16 protein-coding genes are annotated in these 16,819 nt (G+C 58.1%); 2 read left to right on the top strand and 14 right to left on the bottom strand.

Going from position 1 to position 16,819, the window contains the following annotated elements:
* Window position 1: 1 nt before the first annotated feature.
* From D0C27_RS05730 to D0C27_RS05675, 12 genes are all read right to left on the bottom strand, one after another.
* Entirely contained in the window at window positions 2-979 is a 978-nt protein-coding gene (locus D0C27_RS05730) for a FecR family protein (protein ID WP_170978546.1), read from the bottom strand.
* Between the two features lie 10 nt (window positions 980-989).
* The gene (locus tag D0C27_RS05725) at window positions 990-1,544 is read right to left on the bottom strand and encodes an RNA polymerase sigma factor (RefSeq protein WP_137430603.1); all 555 of its coding nucleotides are present in this window, start codon (window positions 1,542-1,544) and stop codon (window positions 990-992) included.
* A gap of 3 nt (window positions 1,545-1,547) precedes the next feature.
* The gene (locus D0C27_RS05720) at window positions 1,548-2,279 is read right to left on the bottom strand and encodes an STN domain-containing protein (RefSeq protein WP_137430602.1); all 732 of its coding nucleotides are present in this window, start codon (window positions 2,277-2,279) and stop codon (window positions 1,548-1,550) included.
* Between the two features lie 126 nt (window positions 2,280-2,405).
* Window positions 2,406-2,876: a hypothetical protein gene (locus D0C27_RS05715; RefSeq protein ID WP_137430601.1), complete on the bottom strand. Its 471-nt coding sequence runs from the start codon at window positions 2,874-2,876 to the stop codon at window positions 2,406-2,408.
* 133 nt (window positions 2,877-3,009) lie between these two features.
* Window positions 3,010-3,990: a peptidylprolyl isomerase gene (locus D0C27_RS05710; protein ID WP_137430600.1), complete on the bottom strand. Its 981-nt coding sequence runs from the start codon at window positions 3,988-3,990 to the stop codon at window positions 3,010-3,012.
* A gap of 14 nt (window positions 3,991-4,004) precedes the next feature.
* Window positions 4,005-4,538, bottom strand: coding sequence for a YbjN domain-containing protein (locus D0C27_RS05705; protein ID WP_115634478.1), 534 nt, complete (start codon window positions 4,536-4,538; stop codon window positions 4,005-4,007).
* A gap of 32 nt (window positions 4,539-4,570) precedes the next feature.
* The gene (locus D0C27_RS05700; RefSeq protein ID WP_021447203.1) at window positions 4,571-5,221 is read right to left on the bottom strand and encodes a hypothetical protein; all 651 of its coding nucleotides are present in this window, start codon (window positions 5,219-5,221) and stop codon (window positions 4,571-4,573) included.
* Window positions 5,222-5,287: 66 nt separating this feature from the next.
* Window positions 5,288-7,006, bottom strand: coding sequence for a putative porin (locus D0C27_RS05695; RefSeq protein ID WP_137430599.1), 1,719 nt, complete (start codon window positions 7,004-7,006; stop codon window positions 5,288-5,290).
* A gap of 42 nt (window positions 7,007-7,048) precedes the next feature.
* Entirely contained in the window at window positions 7,049-7,768 is a 720-nt protein-coding gene (locus tag D0C27_RS05690) for a TonB family protein (protein WP_021447204.1), read from the bottom strand.
* Window positions 7,769-7,787: 19 nt separating this feature from the next.
* Window positions 7,788-8,201: an ExbD/TolR family protein gene (locus tag D0C27_RS05685; RefSeq protein WP_009461843.1), complete on the bottom strand. Its 414-nt coding sequence runs from the start codon at window positions 8,199-8,201 to the stop codon at window positions 7,788-7,790.
* 9 nt (window positions 8,202-8,210) lie between these two features.
* The gene (locus tag D0C27_RS05680; protein ID WP_137430598.1) at window positions 8,211-10,175 is read right to left on the bottom strand and encodes a DUF2341 domain-containing protein; all 1,965 of its coding nucleotides are present in this window, start codon (window positions 10,173-10,175) and stop codon (window positions 8,211-8,213) included.
* Window positions 10,176-10,226: 51 nt separating this feature from the next.
* On the bottom strand, window positions 10,227-11,765 hold the full coding sequence (locus D0C27_RS05675) for a ShlB/FhaC/HecB family hemolysin secretion/activation protein (protein ID WP_021447205.1): 1,539 nt from the start codon (window positions 11,763-11,765) through the stop codon (window positions 10,227-10,229).
* 445 nt (window positions 11,766-12,210) lie between these two features.
* Between D0C27_RS05675 and D0C27_RS05670 the strand changes: the two genes are divergently transcribed.
* Entirely contained in the window at window positions 12,211-12,534 is a 324-nt protein-coding gene (locus D0C27_RS05670; protein WP_137430597.1) for a hypothetical protein, read from the top strand.
* Window positions 12,535-12,678: 144 nt separating this feature from the next.
* Here D0C27_RS05670 and D0C27_RS05665 read toward each other — a convergent pair whose 3' ends face one another.
* The gene (locus D0C27_RS05665; RefSeq protein WP_021447206.1) at window positions 12,679-13,308 is read right to left on the bottom strand and encodes a class I SAM-dependent methyltransferase; all 630 of its coding nucleotides are present in this window, start codon (window positions 13,306-13,308) and stop codon (window positions 12,679-12,681) included.
* A gap of 234 nt (window positions 13,309-13,542) precedes the next feature.
* Between D0C27_RS05665 and D0C27_RS05660 the strand changes: the two genes are divergently transcribed.
* Entirely contained in the window at window positions 13,543-14,307 is a 765-nt protein-coding gene (locus D0C27_RS05660; protein ID WP_137430596.1) for a class I SAM-dependent methyltransferase, read from the top strand.
* A gap of 57 nt (window positions 14,308-14,364) precedes the next feature.
* On the opposite strand, the gene D0C27_RS05655 is transcribed toward D0C27_RS05660, so the two are convergent.
* A complete protein-coding gene (locus tag D0C27_RS05655; protein WP_083054802.1) occupies window positions 14,365-16,770 on the bottom strand; it encodes a TonB-dependent siderophore receptor in 2,406 nt (801 codons plus the stop codon).
* Between the last annotated feature and the right edge of the window lie 49 nt (window positions 16,771-16,819).

Here is a 16,819-nt window from a genome sequence, read left to right as displayed (position 1 = left end):
ACTACGCCTGCCTTACCAGAGCAATACCACCCGCCAACTCTTGCACCCGTATGCCGGACATGGCGCGCAGCATATCCAGGGCCAAATCCATATCGCTGATGGACAAGCTCAAGTACACCGGGCGGCTCTTCAAACTATCGCTGTAAATCACGATTTTTCCGGGCCGATAGCGGTTCAATTCTTCCACTACATCAGCCAGAGGCTGACCTTCAAAAGCCAGATAACCACGTCGCCAGGAACTGACCTGGTCCAGGTTAGGGCGCTGCACCGCGTGGATGCGCTCATAGTCGTAAACCGTTTGCTGGCCCGCCTGCAAAGTGACGGTTTGATTCGCCTGCACCTGGACCTGCCCTTGCAGGCACGTCACCGTTACGTTCTTCCCCGTGTAGCGCACGTTGAACTGTGCCTGTTGCGCTTGCATGCGCCCTGGCCCAGCCTGGACGTGGAGGTGGCTGGTCGCTCCATCCAGCACCCGAATTTCGACTTCACCTTCAACAAGCTCAATGCCTGCCCCCTGGGCAGTATCACGACGGTTGATGCAAGTTTGCGTGTTCATCTGAATGGCAACGGCCTGCCCCAGTTGAATCTCGCGCTGCTCGCCCACCCCTGTTCGAAAATCCGATGTCAATTCCGTGAACGATGGCCACAAGCCCCAGGGCGGATGTACCACTCCCACCACCGCCAGGGCCGAGGCTGCAAAAGCTCCCCCCATGAAGGCGCGCCGGGCCGTAAATACGGGTGGGGCAGCGGGAGCTTTCCATTCCGGCAACAAGTCTCTGGCGGCCTGCAAACCAGGTGTTACCGTGTCCATCGTTACCGTCAGCTCCTGCCAGGCCACACGATGTTCGGGACTTTGCTCCAGCCATTGCTGAAAGCTCTGCGCATCGGACTGCCGGGCACTGCCCGAATGCAGCCGCACCCACCATTGATTGGCTTGGGTACGCACGGCGTCAGACGGAGAGGAGGAAGAAGAACTCATGGGGCAAAACTTAAGCGTCGGTAAGGCTGTCGGAGACGCTGACACCCACAGCATCATTGAATTGTTCCGCGCACCGCAGTCGCAAATAGTCCAGCGCGCGCATCATTTCCTTGTTCACCAGGGAAACCGAAATATTGTACTGTTTGGCGATCTGGGCATAGGTCAGACCATCTACCCGCGAAGCCATCAAAATCGTGCGCTGACGAATCGGCATGTCCTGCAGCACAGCCAGCAATTGCGCCGTCGTGATGCGCGCCCAGGCACAACGCTGGGTATCGAAGGTGTCATCGGCAATATGGCTCAAGGCGTCCAGATCCATGGCAGTCAGCAAGCTGTTGCGCTGTTTGTAGGAATCAATGGCGATATGGGTGGCCATGCGCAGCAAGTAGGCTTCGTCATTGTTCACCGATACTCCATTGCCTACCCCCCCTATCCGTATCCAGGTTTCCTGCAAGGCATCCGCCGCATCTTCACGCGAACCTATCGTGCGCTCCAGCCGCCGACGCAAATGCGTGTAACGGGCGATCAGACTTTGGCGCAAACGGCTACGCAGTGCTTCGGACATGATCTACTTCCCGGCCTGCACAGGGCAGTCGTCACGCACATGGCCCGAAACGGGGGCCAGCAACAGGACCAAGGGTTGCGGCAGACTGGCATCCGGGGCCACGCCCATTGCCAGTGAGTCCAGCACCTGACTGATCGCCTGATCGCGGCTGGCCTGCCCGGTCGAGCCCAACAGGTGCACGCGTTCCACTTGCCCCTGTGGGTTCAGCCACAGCTGCATGGCCAGCCGGTACGCGCCGGGGCGGGTCTGGGGTGATCGGCACAAGGCATGACGCACGGTCTGCTGGACTCGGGTGACATAGGCACTGTAATCATGGGCACCATCACGCACGCCCGAGATGTGATTCAGATTCAAGGGGCGCTGGCCGGTGGCCACTTTGCCCGGCCTGCTATCGGGCAAGCGGATCACAATCGAGCGGTTATCCACGTAATAGGCTTGCAAGCCCGAACCATGCAGCAAGGAGGACAAGGCTTGCTTGCGCGTCATTTCGCCGCGCACGGCTGGCATGGGTCGCTGCGGATCGGCACCGTCCAGCAGCACAGAGAGATCAGAACGTTGACCATACGCTTTCAAGGCCTGAGCCAAAGGCTGAGCCTGAATGTCGAAAGACAAACGTTCGGAAGAATTTAGCAGGGTGTCAGCATCAGACCGGGCAACTGCGAGACTTGCACAGGCAAATAACAAGAAAGCGCCGAGTAACACCGCCACACTGATCGCCACCTGAGTCATGGTCATGCGCACGTTAATAGGTCTAGCCGCGGCGTCGGACAGTGAAACGAAAAGGGGTGAGGCGAGGCGATTGTAGAAGTCCCCAATGACAACATAGTGACAGTTCCCGCCCGCTTTACGTGCCAAGCCACCTTAGCGCAGCACCAGCCAGGGCGTAGCGCCCTGCAGGTGTTCACGCATCTGTTCCAGGCTGCGCTCCAGCGCCTGAGCATCCTGGCGGTACAGATGAATCAAGGAAAACAGCGGCGAGCGGGTATCAATCAAATATTGATTCGCCCCGTTCAAGGCAGGCACACACAGCACAGGCCGGTCGGCCAGCAAGCGCCAGCGCAAGGTCAGGTCGCGCGTTTCTTTCAGGTTGAAATGCCAGTGGCGCGAGACCTGCGCACGGCGTATCAAATTCTGGCTGACACCGACTGAATGCAGGGCCTGGTGGCTGGGGATCAGGTCTGGATGAGGCAGGCAGTGGCGCAATAAATACGCGCACACTGCCGCCAGAGGGGAGGCATGGTAGATGGAGATGGAAGAAGTTTTGGCACTGAACCACGGCGTGGCTTCATGCTGCTTTTCCCAATGCGTACTGCTGATCCGCCACAATCGCATGCCATTCTCCTTCACCCGCCCTGCCCCTGGGCCTGCTGCCTGCTGCCTGCTGCCTGCTGCCTGCTGCCTGCTGCCTGCTGCCTGCAACATTTTGCCCGGTACAAACAGCCAGCATCACCCCCAGGGTTCAAGACTATGGGGTCTGCTGCAACAACTGACTCAACACCTTGCCATCCACGCTTACCGTATCGGCATCCAGCATGCCAGCCACATAGGCCTGCGTTGCTTCCTGCTGTCGCTGACGACGCAAGGCATCACGTAGCGCCGGCTTTACTTCCTCCAGCGAACGCACGCTAGCCGGGCGCAGATCAGTCAACTGCAGAATATGCACACCATCGGCCTGCACAATCGGATCACTCAGCTGGCCCGGTTCCAGCTTGGCAACCGTGGCACGCATGGCTGGCACCAACTGGCTAATCGGTAAAAAGCCATTGTCGCCACCCCGCTCGGCACTGATTTTCTCGTCCGAATGCTCTTTGGCCAGCGCCGCAAAATCCGCCTTGCCTTCGCGCATTTGCTTGACCCAGGCATCGGCCCGTTTCTTCGCTTGCGCCAAAGCCTGTTCGTCCTTGTCCGGCACGCTTAAAAAGATCTGGCTCAAGCGATACATGGCCGGCAACTGGAACTGATCCTGATTGGCCTGATAAGCCGTTTGCAGATCCTGCTCGGACGGGTAATCCGCTGCAGGTTCAGACACGGATTGCAGATAGCTGCGCAGGATCACCTGATTCTGCGCTTCTTCAATGGCACTGCGTATCTCGGGCTTCTTGTCCCATTCCTGAGCCTTGGCCTGCTCTACCACGGCTTTCTCGGCCAGGCGGCTGCGCAGCCACTGCTCCAGCACCACGCGATCATTACGCATGGCTTCACGCTGTGCTGCGGGCAAAACCTGCAGGAACTGCTGTAACTCGTCCTGGCTGACCACCACCTGTCCCAGCGTGGCGACCGCAGGCGTCGCAGCACTGCTTTTTGCCGTCGATGCCGGAGCGCTGCTTTGTTGCCCGGCAGCTTGCGGCTGCTGGGCTTGAGCATCGCCATTTTTCCCACAACCCACCAACAGGGCCGACAGGCTCAGAGCCAGCACACTTTGCAGCAGAAATTTGGGGTGTGTCATCGTGCTCACCTGGTTCAAGCTTGTGCCGCTTCAGTTTGTTCAGCGTCGACAGGCGCAGTAGTCTCTTGGGCTACTTCTGGCTGAACAGCAACCGCTTCACCCTTGTCGGCACTCTGGGCTTCATTATTCGCCGCCGCATGCTGACGCAAAAACAGCAGGAATTCCTGCAACAAGCGGTCCCACAATTCAGCGGTAGCTTGCAGGTAGCTTGGTGCAACGCCACCGGCCACGATAACGTCCATTTCCAGCACCAGAAACTCGCCTTGTACCGCTAGGCGAGCAAAACGCTTGCCAATATTCCAGGCCGATTCGATACCGGCAGGCATCTCGCCTTGAACGCGCAAAGCGCAGCTCAAGGTGTAATCCAGTGCCTGGTCCGCCTCATGCGCAGGATTACCCAGGCGCAGCGCAAAACCAATGCCTTGCGAAGCCGACAAGAGCTGGCGATTCCCAGCCTGCTCGGACTCGGTCACGCGATAGCCCATCTGTTGCAACAACTCCTGCAATTGCTTCAAGGAGACGGATTGGATGGTTTGGGAGTCAGTCATACATATTCCTTGTGGGTATCAATCAATAAGGCTCAGGGCGCGACAGGCGGCTGTTCCGACGACGTGGCACCGGGCGTGTACAAGCCGTCATAAAGCTTGTCGCCCAGCGCCTGCGCGTGCTCGTCGAACTTCACGCGTGCAGAGCCGGCCAGCGGTTGTCGGATCTTGAGCAAGTCGCCCGTGCTGAACTGCTCATACGCCGCCAGGATTTCTTTCCCGGCTGCATACAATTCCTTGTTTTTTGCCGTGCACAGTCCCAGTTCCTCTTCGCGCTGGGCCAGACTGGACGCCAGGCTGGCACGCTGCGTTTCAGTGGCACGAGCTTGCACCTGCAAGGTTTCAAACTCGTTACGCGCACGGCCTAATTGCGATTGCGCTGCCGCCACTTGCTGACGCGCAGAGGTCTTGATGCCCTCCTGCTCGTCTTGCAAGCTTTGCGCCTGCTTGCTGGCCTTGTCCAAACGGGCCTTCAGTTGCTCGACCTCCTTGCGGGCCGCATCACGTTCGGTTTCTGCAGCCGTCTTAGCGGCCGTCAACTGCGCTTGCTGGCTTTGCAACTGCTGCAATTGCTGCGTGCTGGAGCGCAACTGCGTGCGCAGCCGCTCCTCCATATCCGATTTTTGTGCCATGGCTGGGCCAGCCCATTGGCCCAGGCCCGCCAGCAGCAGCGCGCCCAGCGTCATGAGAAAAGGCTTGCGCCCACTTGGCTGCACACACGGCTTCCAGGATGAGTTCAATATCTTCATGGCTTAGAACCTGGCGTTAAGTTCAAGCTGGATGATGTCGATAGACAGCGGTGCGCCATAGACTTCCTTGGAGCTGCTCCAGCGCAGATGGCCGGTTACGTTCTTCTCGAAGGCATAACCTGCACCCAGGAAGTAGCCACGTGCATTGGTGCCACCCAAGTGGAAGGAAGAGTCGTTATAGCCATCAGGCATGGCATCCGGTTCGATGTACTTGTAGCCCGCAAAAGCCAGCCAATCGCCCTTGTCCTTCAAGCCCAGGCTGCTGCCCAAGGTCGCTTGAACCATCCAGGCATTGCCGCCGCTTTCGATACCAGTCGGGTTACCGGAGGCATCGTAAGTACCGTTGGAGGCGATGTTGTGCAGACCACCAGCACGATCCGCCATCTTGTTGCTGTCGTAAGCCAGGTTACGCACGTAATTACCGGCCAAACGCAGGTTCAAGCCATTCATGACTTCGGTATCCCAGCGCATGTTCACGTCCAGCAAGTTGAACTTGGAGGCCAGGCCCACGTATTGCCATTCGTTCCAGTTCTTGGGATCTGCCGACCACTGACGGATGTCACGCAAGAGGAAGACGGTATTGCCCTTTTGCATGAAGGCCGGACGCGACCAGTCTGTGTCACACACATCGCTGGACGAGTACAAAGTACACGCGCTGGAGCGCTGGCCGGCGATATTGTCAAAGTGGTAGTACGCTACGCTGCCGCGCAGATTGTTGCGCTGGTTGATCTTCCATTCAGCACCGATCTGCGCACCCAACAGCCATTTGTTTTCGCTGGAGCCTTCGGACAGGCTGTTGCGATCCCATGGCGTGTTGGCGTATTCCAGCGCATAGGCACCCAGATTGCCAAAGACGGTCACTGGACGATCCGACATCGCGTGCTTGAAGGCAGCAGAAATCCCATCGACATTCAAGTCAGACGACCACAGCAGATCCGTGGAGTCAAAGGGGCTGGAGGCGCGACCCGCCACAATAGTGGCCCAATCGGTAGGACGGTAAGACAAGTAGGCCTGATCCAGCCACAGGTGCTTCTTGCCCATGCCGTTGCCCAGCGTATCGGAAGTGGACACCGGATTGTCATCGCTGCCCGTGGCCAGGCGGATACCGGCCTCCCAACGCTCGGACAGCGTCGCTTTCACACCCAGACGAGCACGGATACGCCACAGGTTGCGGCGATCCTGGCGACTGTTCAGATAAGGAATCTTCAAACCATAGGGCTTGTTTTCGACCACGGTAGGAATGGGGCCGTTGTCGTTCCACTTCGCAAAGTTGATCAACTCGTTACTGTTCGCGCCATCCATCAGGCGCGACTCGTTACGCACGCGTACATCGCCTTCAACCGTGATGCGCGACACCCAGTCCGGGAAGGTGTTGGGCTGGGCCCAGTTCTCGGCCTTGGCTTGCGACATCACTTCATTCTTCACTTCTTCGCGGATCTGCTCACGCACCGTCTCCGGGATGTACGTGACACGCACATCACCTGGCCGGGCCTGGGCGGCACCTGCTGCACCAATATCGGCTTTACGAGCCTGGGCCGCTTCCGCCTCGGCCTGAGCCACCAGGGCATCGGCCTGAGCCTGGGGCAAGACGCCTTGCTGCACCAGCAGACGAATCAGGTTAACGGTGGCGTTCTGGGATGGCGCCTGAGCCAGCACAGGGCCAGCGGTGCAGGTCAAGGCCAGCGCCACCGCGCAAGCCAGCCGACTAGGATGGGTTTTCATGAAAAGCGCACTCCAAATCATTCGGTCAAAAAAGGCAGACAATCAACTGGGCCTACGACCCGTTACCTGGGCTCGGATAGGCATGCTTACCGACGCCGGTGGCCGCTCGCTCAAGCGCCCGACTTCACGCAAGGCAGCTACCAAGGCCTCATCAATCTCGGTATCGCCCGAGGACTGCGCCAGGGCGACACGGGTAATGGACCCGTCTTCGGTCAACCACAACTGCACCTGAACGCGGTAGACCAAGTTGCGGGTGCGGCTGTCCTCACGCAGGATTTTTTGCAGCGCATAGGCCAGGTACTGGCTATAGGTGGCATTGCCTGCACGGCCACCGCCACTGCCGCCCATGCCTCGTCCCTGTCCGGCACTGATGTTGAAACTGTCAGTACCGGCCTGGGCGTCGCTGTCCATCTGCATCGGGTCTGACAAATCGTCCGATGGCGTAGGTGGCGCTTCATCCTGCGGTTGGGGCTCTTCAACCGGCGTAGGCTCGGGTTCAGGCTCCGGCTCGACCACTTCCTCTTCTTTGGGCTCTTCAGGCTCCGGTGGCGGCTCGGGTTCGGGCGGCGGAGGAGGCGGTGGCGGCAAAGGAATCAACATGGGCTCTTTGGGCACCTGGCGCTTGATCCCTGCCATGTCGTTGGCCCATTTCCAGACCCACCAGCCCAGCAGCGCCACCAGCACCACAACCAGCCCCCTGATGGCCAGCCGACGCCAGCGTGCGCGTTGGTTGGCTTGCGGTTTGGATGAGTTTGGCAACATCGTTAGAACACCAATTAACTTACTGAGGTTTGCCGGTCACCAGACCGACCTGGGACAGTTCCAAGCGCCGCAACACATCCAGCACTTCCACCACTTTCTGGTACTGCACAATGCTGTCGCCGCGCACAATGACCGGGAAATCCGGGTTCAGGGCTTTCTCGGTACGCAAGCGGTCTTCCAGCTCGGGCAGGGTCACCGGATAGGCATCCAGAAACACCTGGCCCGCTTCGTTCACGGAGATGGCTTTGGTTTTGGGTTGAACCAGGGACACGGTGGAACTGGCCTTGGGCAAATTCACCTGAATGCCGGAAATTTGTGCGGTGGCGGTCAGGATGAACATGACCAGCACCACCATCAGCACATCAACCAGCGGGGTAATGTTGATGCCGTCAACGGCTGCGCCGTCATCGTCGTCGTCTCGTAGGGCTGCCATGTCCGTTCCTTATGCCGAGCCAGCAGCCTGGGCGTGGGCCAGATCAAGGTCAGCGCCTTGAGCCAATGCCGCCTCGTGCTTGTCGTGTTTGGTTTTGCCGGGCGCGCTGTTCTGGCCATGGATTTCAGCCAGGCGAGTCACAAACTCGTCCACAAACACACGCATATCCGCGCTGACATCTTTATTGCGGCCAATCAGGCGGTTGTAGCCAAACAGGGCCGGAATCGCGACGAACAGACCCATTGCAGTCGCCAGCAAGGCAGCAGCCATACCGGGAGCAATTGCATTGATGTTCACATCACCCGCCATCGCGGTTCCCAGGAACACCACCATGATCCCCAGCACCGTGCCAAGCAGACCGATGTAAGGGCCACCGGCAATCGCGTTGGACAAAATGCCCAGACGTGCACCCAGTGCCTGATTTTCTTGTGTGCGAACACCGTCCATGGAAGCGCGGATGGCTTCGATGGTGTTGGGAGACAAGGCCTTCATGCCTTGGGCCTGACGGTTGTGCAGCTCTTTCACCCCCATGCGGTACAGGCGCCACAAAGAGGAATGAGCAAAGTTCTGTTCGGCCTTGGCGTCGGTCTGTACCGCATCCAGCTTGCCGCCGGACTCACCAAATGCAGCACGGAACTGACGGTTGGCTTCTTGCACACGGCCCACCTGACGGCTCTTGCGGTACATGATGACCCAGGACTGGAACATCATGAAGACCAGCACGGCGATCACAATCCAGGCGTCCATCGGGACGGCTTTCAGCAGAAAGCCCAGAGCACCGAAACCGAAGCCGGACTGCTCTTCATCCGCACCGTACGCAATCAGGCGAGACTCGGCTCCTTGTGCCAGTGCATCGGCGTAAATCAGGGCAGCAGGTCGGGCAGTTTTGGACAAGCGCAGCTCGTCGATCGCGCCAACAAAGGGAGCATAGTTAGCGACTGGAGCGGCGACAGGCGCTGTGGCCTCGGCACCGGCAGAGGCGGCGGCACCGGGCGTGGCACCGGGCGTGGCACCGTCAGCGCCAGCTACTTCAGCCGCCACAGGAGCAGGCGCGGCCAACAAAGTGCCAGGGACATCACCACCCAAAGCGGCAACCGTGTTCAGCGGTGGCAGGCTGGCATTCAGGGAAGCCGTGGCGCGGCCCTGGACGTACAGAATCACTTGGCTGCCATCGGCTGTCACGGCCAGGTGCTGCCAGGTGCTGGGCGACAAGGGGGCACCAGCAGGACTGCGTTGGCCATTGATCTCAACAAAGGGCACGCCCTGGTCCAGACCGATCAGAAAGCTGTTGGCACCATCACGACGGGCATAGACCAATTGCTGGCCTTGGGGCTGATCTGCACGCACCCAGGCGCTGAAAGAAAAAGCACCGGCTGCTGGCACGGCCAGGGAAGGACTGGCAGGCAGCATCAAGGGCGCTGTACCCACAAACTGGGCGGCACGTCCGGACACGCCGTCAATCACGCCCGCTGGGGCTGTTTGAGCGTGGTTGGTGTACGCCGTACTGTCACGCGAAGGTGCACCAGCGGCGCCATCAAAGTGGTAGACCAGGGTGTAGTTGGGATCGAAGGTAATCTGGCCGTTGGAAGCCACCGGGGCTTTCTCGTTGCCGTAGTACATCCAGATATCCTGCTTCTGGCTGGCCATCACCTCAGGAATATCCACCCAGATCAGCGCCATGCCCATCAAGGGGTCAAAGCTCTCGATCTGGTGGTTCAGCACGGTCTGATCATCACCGGACACAAAGCGCAGGTCCGAGCCATTTTCATTGGTGCCATCAAAGGAAAAATTGCCAGTATGCAGACGCACCAGCAAGGGGGTGCGGCCTACGTTTTCGCTGATGGCCGCGCCTTCAGGCGTAGTATCAACAGAGATTTGCTTGCGGTACTGCCAGTCAGGCTGCCACCAGGCCTGCGCCACGGCGGGTAGCCAGCCCACCATCATGGCGAGCATCAAAAGAAGAAGGCGTTTCATGATCGAATTACTCCGGGAACAAAATCAGGCAGATTGTTCTGGCTAAGGGGGTCAGAAGGAGGCGCGCAGGCTGAAGTGCACACGCGGATCGTGTCGTTCGGTGTTGACGCCTTGCGTCAGGGGATAAGCCCAGTCGGCATGCAGGGACAGCCAGTCAAACATTTGCAGACGCGTACCGATGCCCACACTGGCCAGATGAAAGCTGGACTCCTGCTCAGGCAAGGGGTCACGCAAGCGCAAACGAGCAACGTCGCTGAAGGCGTAGAAGCGCCACTCGTTAACCGAGGGGCCAATCCAGCGGGCCAGCGAGGGGGTACGCAGTTCGACGCTGGCCATCCAGCCATCGTCTGCACTGCGCTCAGCGGCCAGATAACCGCGCACGCTGGTCGCGCCACCGGCCGAAAACTGTTCGTTGGAAACCAGAGCACCTGAACCAATCTGAAAGCCCACTCGGCCATAGGCCTGCCAGTCTTTGGCAAAAGTTTCGGTGTGGTTCAGATCGCCCTTGAACACCATGAAACTGGGGCTGGCCATCCAGCGCTTGTAGTCGAACTCTTCCCACTCGCTGTTCAGGCCAAACAGGCTGCGGCTGGCGCCCGTCAAGGTCAGGCCGACACTGGTTTGCGAGTCTTCGGTATAGCGGTAGCCGTTGTAGGCCAACGTGAAGGGCAGATACGTCAGCGGCACGCGGTCACTGGTCTCACCAAAACGGGTTTGCTCTTCAAAATCCTTGTAGTCCATGCCAATCGAGGCGGTGTGATACCAGGAGCCGGACTGCGGAAAGGTGTAGGTGGCATGAATGCCGTAGGACTGGCCCTTGCCCAGCACATTGGTACCGCCAACAGTCGAGACATCGCTGTCAGACTTGTAGCCAGAGAACGCCAGGCTCCAGCGCGGGGACAAAGGCATGGTGTAGGCCGCCGACCAGACCTTGGCATCCTGCATATCACGCGGAGCTGTGAAGTAGGTCAGGGAGAAGGTATGGCCGCTTTGCCAAAGATTGTCGTGGCCAAGAGTGACCATGCCGCGCAGCTTGCTGGTGTCGGCGCTGTAATCATTGTTCAAGCCCACACTGGCACTCCAGGGGCTTTTGTCGTCAACGCGCAGATCCACGTCCATGGTGCCGGGCACACGCCCCTCTTTCACCATGGGCATGACCTGACGACTGGCACCGCGATTGAGCTCCGCCAGTTCCGCCTGCGCCTTGCTGAAATCCGGCACCTGACCTTCTTGCAAGGACGGCACGCCGTCACGAATGGCCAGCGGCGAATAGTGTTCAGCACCGACCACGCGCACACGGCCTACCTTGGTTTCCGTGACCTGGAAAAACACCACGCCATCGGCCACGGCCTGCTCGGGCAGGTCCACGTAAACCGACTGATAGCCCTGCGCGTTATAGACTTCCTGCAAGGCGTCGCGCGCTTTTTCAATATCCTCAAGGCTGCGCTCGGGGCCTAAAAAGGGGTAGACCGCTTTTTCAATGCTGCGGGCATCCAGCACGGTATTGCCACGCACAATGTATTCATTGATGTTGACCTTGCCCTGAGCCTGCGCAAAGGCACTATGAGGCAGCAACAAAGCCAGCGCCATCACTGGCGCAGCACAAAAGGGGTGGCCCCTCCACCCGGACAAACGGACGTTGCGCCCTGAAATTTCTGCTGGCATCACGATGCTTCCGATCCTCAATCTGATGAGCGCTGTGTCGGTGTACCCCTGCTGGGACGACACGCCGCGCGACTCGTTGACATCTAGACGCAGCAGAAATCGAAAACTTTCGTTTGTAACAAAAACTTCATAATTCTTTCTGGGCGGCGGGGGCCAACCAAGCGGACTCGTCCCCAACGGCGCGATGTGCCTGCCCCCATGACAGCGGCAAAATACGCCGCCTTTGTCATGAAAACTTCACCCAGAAAAGAGAAAGCTTGCGCTAGGGTGTGTGGAACCCGAACGCCGTTATGGTGTGACTTCTTTTTATTGGCACCACCCTATGCGCCCTCTCCTTTTCTTCTTATTGTTTTTGGTTCAGGCAGGCAGCATGGCCCAGGAAAACGCGCAGACTGAAGGCGCAAAAAGGCCCCCGTCCGATGTGTCTCCCGGCTGTGTCAGTGTAGTAGTGGATGGACAGGCGGCCCTGTCCTACGATTGCTTGAGCCAGCAAATGCAGCCCAAAGCAGGCACAACACCCGGCGCGCCAGGACTAGGGTCTGAAGCCATCATCCAGAAAGGCCCGAATGCAATGGGTTTGGTCAATCCGGCAACAAGCAGCAATCGCATGGGCTCGAACTTCGGGACCTCGGCTTATCCGCAACGACCGCCACGGCCATCAGCGCCTTCGCCTTTTGCGCCGCCTAATCCCTGAGAAAGCAGCCGGCCCCAAGCAAACCTGTTTGAATATAAAAAAGCCCCACACAAATCGGTCCCCTGTCCGATTTGTGTGGGGCTTCTGCTAGCGCTGACTGACTCCAGCCCCTCAGGTAAAAACACCTGGGGTGATGTGTTTTTTCTAACTGCGCTGATACTGCAAGCAGCGCCCCTTGTAAGACACCTCCTTGCCTTCGGGCATCAAAATGGGGCGATCGCGCAAGCAGACCTGTCGTACCAGCTCAAAACCGTAGCGCGACATTTCCTGAGTAAATTTGTTGCGATGCCCCCGGTCCGGGTCTACCACCCAGACTTCGGCCTGTTTCTTCGCACGCTGGTCTACCAGTTGGGCTAATTGGGCGGGCGTATTCCCTTCATACAACAGGTCACTGCCCACGATCAGGTCATAACGCTGCCGGGCGGGTTTCAGCCCCAAAGAAGCCAATAAATCAGGGCAAGATTGCTCCCCCCACTGGGCATGGACATACGGCAGATCGGACAAGCCATTCAAAGCCTGATTCAGCTTCAGGAAATGCGGCACCATGGGATGGCAATCGCTGGCGTGGATTTGCGCGCCACGTTTATGCATCACCAGACTGGTCAGGCCCAATCCGCAGCCCAGTTCCAGAATGCTTTCATCCGCCCGAATGGGGCGGTTTTTCAGTTTGCGCGCCAGCTGGATGCTGGACGGCCATACCAGGCCAAACAAGGGCCAGACAGCCGGGCCTATGCCCAGAGACTGTGCATGTCCCAACGGGTCAGCATATTGCATGTGATCGGCCAAGGAACGAATACGTAACGATTCTCTGGGCGAGATTCGTATATGCTGGAGACGGGTTTTTAACTTGGCGGGCGTGGATGAGGTCGAGCCATATAAGTCTGACATAGACTGATGATCGTCCATATCCACACAAAAAGCGAATTTTGGCTTAATTTGCTGTGGTTTAAACTATAGATAGCCGAATTTAAACGAATTTTCGCTCAACACCATTGATAAGGACCGCTATTGTTCAAAGACCTGATTAAAGACCTTGACGACCATTCCATCGTGGAACCTGACATTTTTCTGGACGTACCCTTCGTCCCCAGCGACGACCGCGTCATCGACACCATGCTGCAACTGGCTCAAACCGGGCGCAAGGACGTCTTGTATGACCTGGGCTGTGGCGATGGGCGCATTGTTATTGCGGCCGCCAAAAAATACCACTGCACCAGCATAGGCGTCGAACTGGACCCGCTGCGCGTTGCCGATGCCATGGAGCAAGCCGGCCATGCCGGCGTGGAGTATCTGGTGGACTTTGTGGAAGAGGATCTGTTTACCGCAGACTTCAGCCAGGCCACCATCGTGACGCTGTACTTGATGGACACCATCAATGCCATCCTGCGCCCACGCTTGTTGCAGGAGCTGCGACCCGGTGCGCGCATTGTGTCGCACGCCTTTGATATGGGAGACTGGGAAGCCGACGAGATCCTGCATGTAGGCGGCATCAAAATCTACAAATGGATTGTGCCCGCGCAGGTGGCCGGTGAATGGGAATGGGAAGGTCTGGACGGGACGGACTACCGCTTGCAGCTCAAGCAGCGGTATCAGGATGTCAGCGGGAAAATCTGGATGAATGGCAAGCCCGCTCTGCTGACTGATCTTTATCTGTCCGGCGATTGTCTGGAACTAAGTGCACAGGCCGACGACTCCTCGTCCGTAATCAGCTCCCATCTATACTTCGACCACCAGGAGCTGCTGTCCGTGGAAGAGGTGGAAGCAGAGGACTGATTCCACAAACCTCTGCTTCGCAATATCAAGCCCTGGCATCAGACCAGGGCTTTTGTTTTAGAACTGGTACTTCATCGTCAGCATGATCTTCTGCGGTGCACCGTAAAAGCCCTGAGAGTCTTCCGTCAGGTCTACATACTTTTTGTCGAACAGATTATTCACGTTCAACTGGGCCGACAAGCTAGGCGAGAAGCGGTAATGCGCCATCAAGTTGGCCAGCAAAATGGAACCTTGCTCGCGTCGTGCGCTAAGATTTGGCGCCACAGTTCTATCCACATAAACATGACTGCGCCATTGCACACCGCCGCCTACCGTCAACTTCCCTTCGGTACCCGGCACGATATAGGAAGTTTGCAAATGCGCCAGGTTCTGCGGTTCAGAAGTTTTAAAAGGACCACCCTCAGCATTGCGCACCAGATTACGTGCAAAGCCTGCGGACACCTGCCAGCCAGGTTGAATTTCACCCGATGCCTGTAGCTCGAAACCCTCGCTGGTCACGCCCTTGGCCCCCCGATAAGCAAAATCGCTGGAGCCAGGTACAGTCCTGTCACCGTCTTTTTCGGCCACATTGTCCTGCTCGATACGAAACAATGCCAGCGAAGTGTTGAGCTTGCCATCAAAGTGCTCGGATTTCAGACCCAGCTCATAACTCTTGCCCTGCACCGGGTCCAGAAAGCCGCCACTGGCATCACGATAGGTCTGGGGCTGAAAGATATCCGTGTAGCTGAGATAAGCCGTGAAGTTATCGTTGAAGTCGTACAGCAGGCCAGCGTACGGCGTGAATACATGATGGTTCATGGTGTCATTGCCGGACTCGCGCTTCCAATTGGTTTGTCGACCACCCACAATCAGCTTCAGGGAATCGCTCAAGGACAGGCGCAGAGCGCCATAGACCGCATTCTGGCGCGTTTCCTGTTCGCCCAACGGCTGAAAACTCCCCCATACCGGCTCGGGATAGGAGCCGTCCCATTCAAAGACATTACCCACTGGCGTATTGCCTTGCGGAGCGTGGTTGCCATAACGGTAGTTGGACTTGCTGCCCATCACTCCCACAAAAGCCTCATGCTCCTGGCCGAAGGCATTAAATGGCCCGCTCAGTTCCAGCGAGGCGCTGTTCTGATCGAACTCCTGATGCGAGTTGTTCAGCAAGGACGTCATGCCCAAGCCGGTGACAGGATCAGGGTGGCCCATCAAATACACCAGCTTGGAGTCGTACTCGCTCTCCAGACGGCTGACATTGGCTTTCAAGGACCAGCCATTGGAAAAGCGATGGTCTATACCCGCGTAGAAGGTATTGCTGGTCGTATCCCAGCGTGTCCAATCTGCACCGACACTGAAAGAGCGACGCCAATCCAGATCCCCGCCCTTGTTATCCAGCGTAGGCAGACCGCCCCAGGTCACGCCCGTCGGACGTTTGGCCTGATGCTCTACTCCAACCCGCACAGTCGTGTCAGGCGTCAGATCCGCTTCCGCAGTCGCTAACCAGGCACGATTGCGCGTGTGGTAACGGTCGATATACGAGTCGCGCTCCTCCATCATCCCTGCCACGCGGGCACGCACGGTACCGTCCTTGTTCAAGGGCGTAGATAGATCAATCGTGCCCCGGTGATGGTCCCAAGAGCCTATGCCAACAGAGGCGGTGCCGGTAAACACATCGCTGGTCGCGCGTTTGCGCACGATATTCACCGAAGCCCCAGGATTGCCCGCCCCCGTCATCAAGCCGGTAGCACCACGCACTATCTCGATGCGGTCGTACAGAATGGGATCAAAGTTGGAAGTTCCGAAGAAATCATTCTGTGTGGCAATAGACACCCCATCGTATTGGTAAGTGTCGATATAGAAACCACGCGAATGAATATCGGTGCGGTCAATATCCGACATGGACGTTGCAATCCCCGTGACGGTCTTAAAGCTCTCGCCCAGCGTAGTCAAATTCATATCTTCCATCTGCTGGCGTGTAATCACACTGACGGACTGCGGGGTCTCGCGTGGTGACAGACGCAAACCTGTTGCCGCCGTGGTCGCCTGAACGGCATAGGAGCCCGAGCCTTCAGTAGACAGATCACGCCCCACCACACGAACCGGAGCCAGCTGCGTCGTCTCGCCCTGCACCGGGCGGGTCAGGGACACATTCTTGCCCTTACGTCGAAATTCCAGACCCGTGCCTGCCAGCAAGCGACTTAAGGCCTGATCTGCCGTGAGACTGCCGGACACAGGGGGAGCCGCAATCCCTTTAACCGCGTCAGGCAGATAGAAAATCTGCAACCCGGCCTGTGCACCTAGCTTTTCCAGCGCGGCCTCCAAGGGTTGTGCGGCAATGCTGATCGCCACCGGCGTTTCCTGCGCCCAGGCATGGGGTGCGTACAGACCAATAGCCAGAAAAAGGGAAAGTGCGAGGGCGTTAAGACCAATCGATGTCGTACCCCGACGCGCGGCGGCGGGTATTGCTTGCGTGTCCAGCATGAACAGAGTTCCAAAAAATAAGTACGCGCATGGTGCGCAGACGCCCTTG

Source organism: Alcaligenes faecalis, assembly GCF_005311025.1.
GTDB classification, from domain to species: domain Bacteria; phylum Pseudomonadota; class Gammaproteobacteria; order Burkholderiales; family Burkholderiaceae_B; genus Alcaligenes; species Alcaligenes phenolicus.
The sequence above is the reverse complement of the archived record's forward strand: the minus strand, read 5'-3'. Positions and strand labels throughout refer to the sequence as shown.

Bases quoted from the DNA above. Each gene is read 5' to 3' on its own strand.
- D0C27_RS05725 (WP_137430603.1), bottom strand. From the start codon at position 1,544: ATGTCCGAAGCACTGCGTAGCCGTTTGCGCCAAAGTCTGATCGCCCGT.
- D0C27_RS05705 (WP_115634478.1), bottom strand. From the start codon at position 4,538: ATGACTGACTCCCAAACCATCCAATCCGTCTCCTTGAAGCAATTGCAG.
- D0C27_RS05665 (WP_021447206.1), bottom strand. From the start codon at position 13,308: ATGCAATATGCTGACCCGTTGGGACATGCACAGTCTCTGGGCATAGGC.
- D0C27_RS05700 (WP_021447203.1), bottom strand. From the start codon at position 5,221: ATGACGCTGGGCGCGCTGCTGCTGGCGGGCCTGGGCCAATGGGCTGGC.
- D0C27_RS05670 (WP_137430597.1), top strand. From the start codon at position 12,211: ATGGCCCAGGAAAACGCGCAGACTGAAGGCGCAAAAAGGCCCCCGTCC.
- D0C27_RS05715 (WP_137430601.1), bottom strand. From the start codon at position 2,876: ATGCGATTGTGGCGGATCAGCAGTACGCATTGGGAAAAGCAGCATGAA.
- D0C27_RS05685 (WP_009461843.1), bottom strand. From the start codon at position 8,201: ATGGCAGCCCTACGAGACGACGACGATGACGGCGCAGCCGTTGACGGC.
- D0C27_RS05720 (WP_137430602.1), bottom strand. From the start codon at position 2,279: ATGACCATGACTCAGGTGGCGATCAGTGTGGCGGTGTTACTCGGCGCT.
- D0C27_RS05690 (WP_021447204.1), bottom strand. From the start codon at position 7,768: ATGTTGCCAAACTCATCCAAACCGCAAGCCAACCAACGCGCACGCTGG.
- D0C27_RS05710 (WP_137430600.1), bottom strand. From the start codon at position 3,990: ATGACACACCCCAAATTTCTGCTGCAAAGTGTGCTGGCTCTGAGCCTG.
- D0C27_RS05695 (WP_137430599.1), bottom strand. From the start codon at position 7,006: ATGAAAACCCATCCTAGTCGGCTGGCTTGCGCGGTGGCGCTGGCCTTG.
- D0C27_RS05655 (WP_083054802.1), bottom strand. From the start codon at position 16,770: ATGCTGGACACGCAAGCAATACCCGCCGCCGCGCGTCGGGGTACGACA.
- D0C27_RS05730 (WP_170978546.1), bottom strand. From the start codon at position 979: ATGAGTTCTTCTTCCTCCTCTCCGTCTGACGCCGTGCGTACCCAAGCC.
- D0C27_RS05675 (WP_021447205.1), bottom strand. From the start codon at position 11,765: ATGGCGCTGGCTTTGTTGCTGCCTCATAGTGCCTTTGCGCAGGCTCAG.
- D0C27_RS05680 (WP_137430598.1), bottom strand. From the start codon at position 10,175: ATGAAACGCCTTCTTCTTTTGATGCTCGCCATGATGGTGGGCTGGCTA.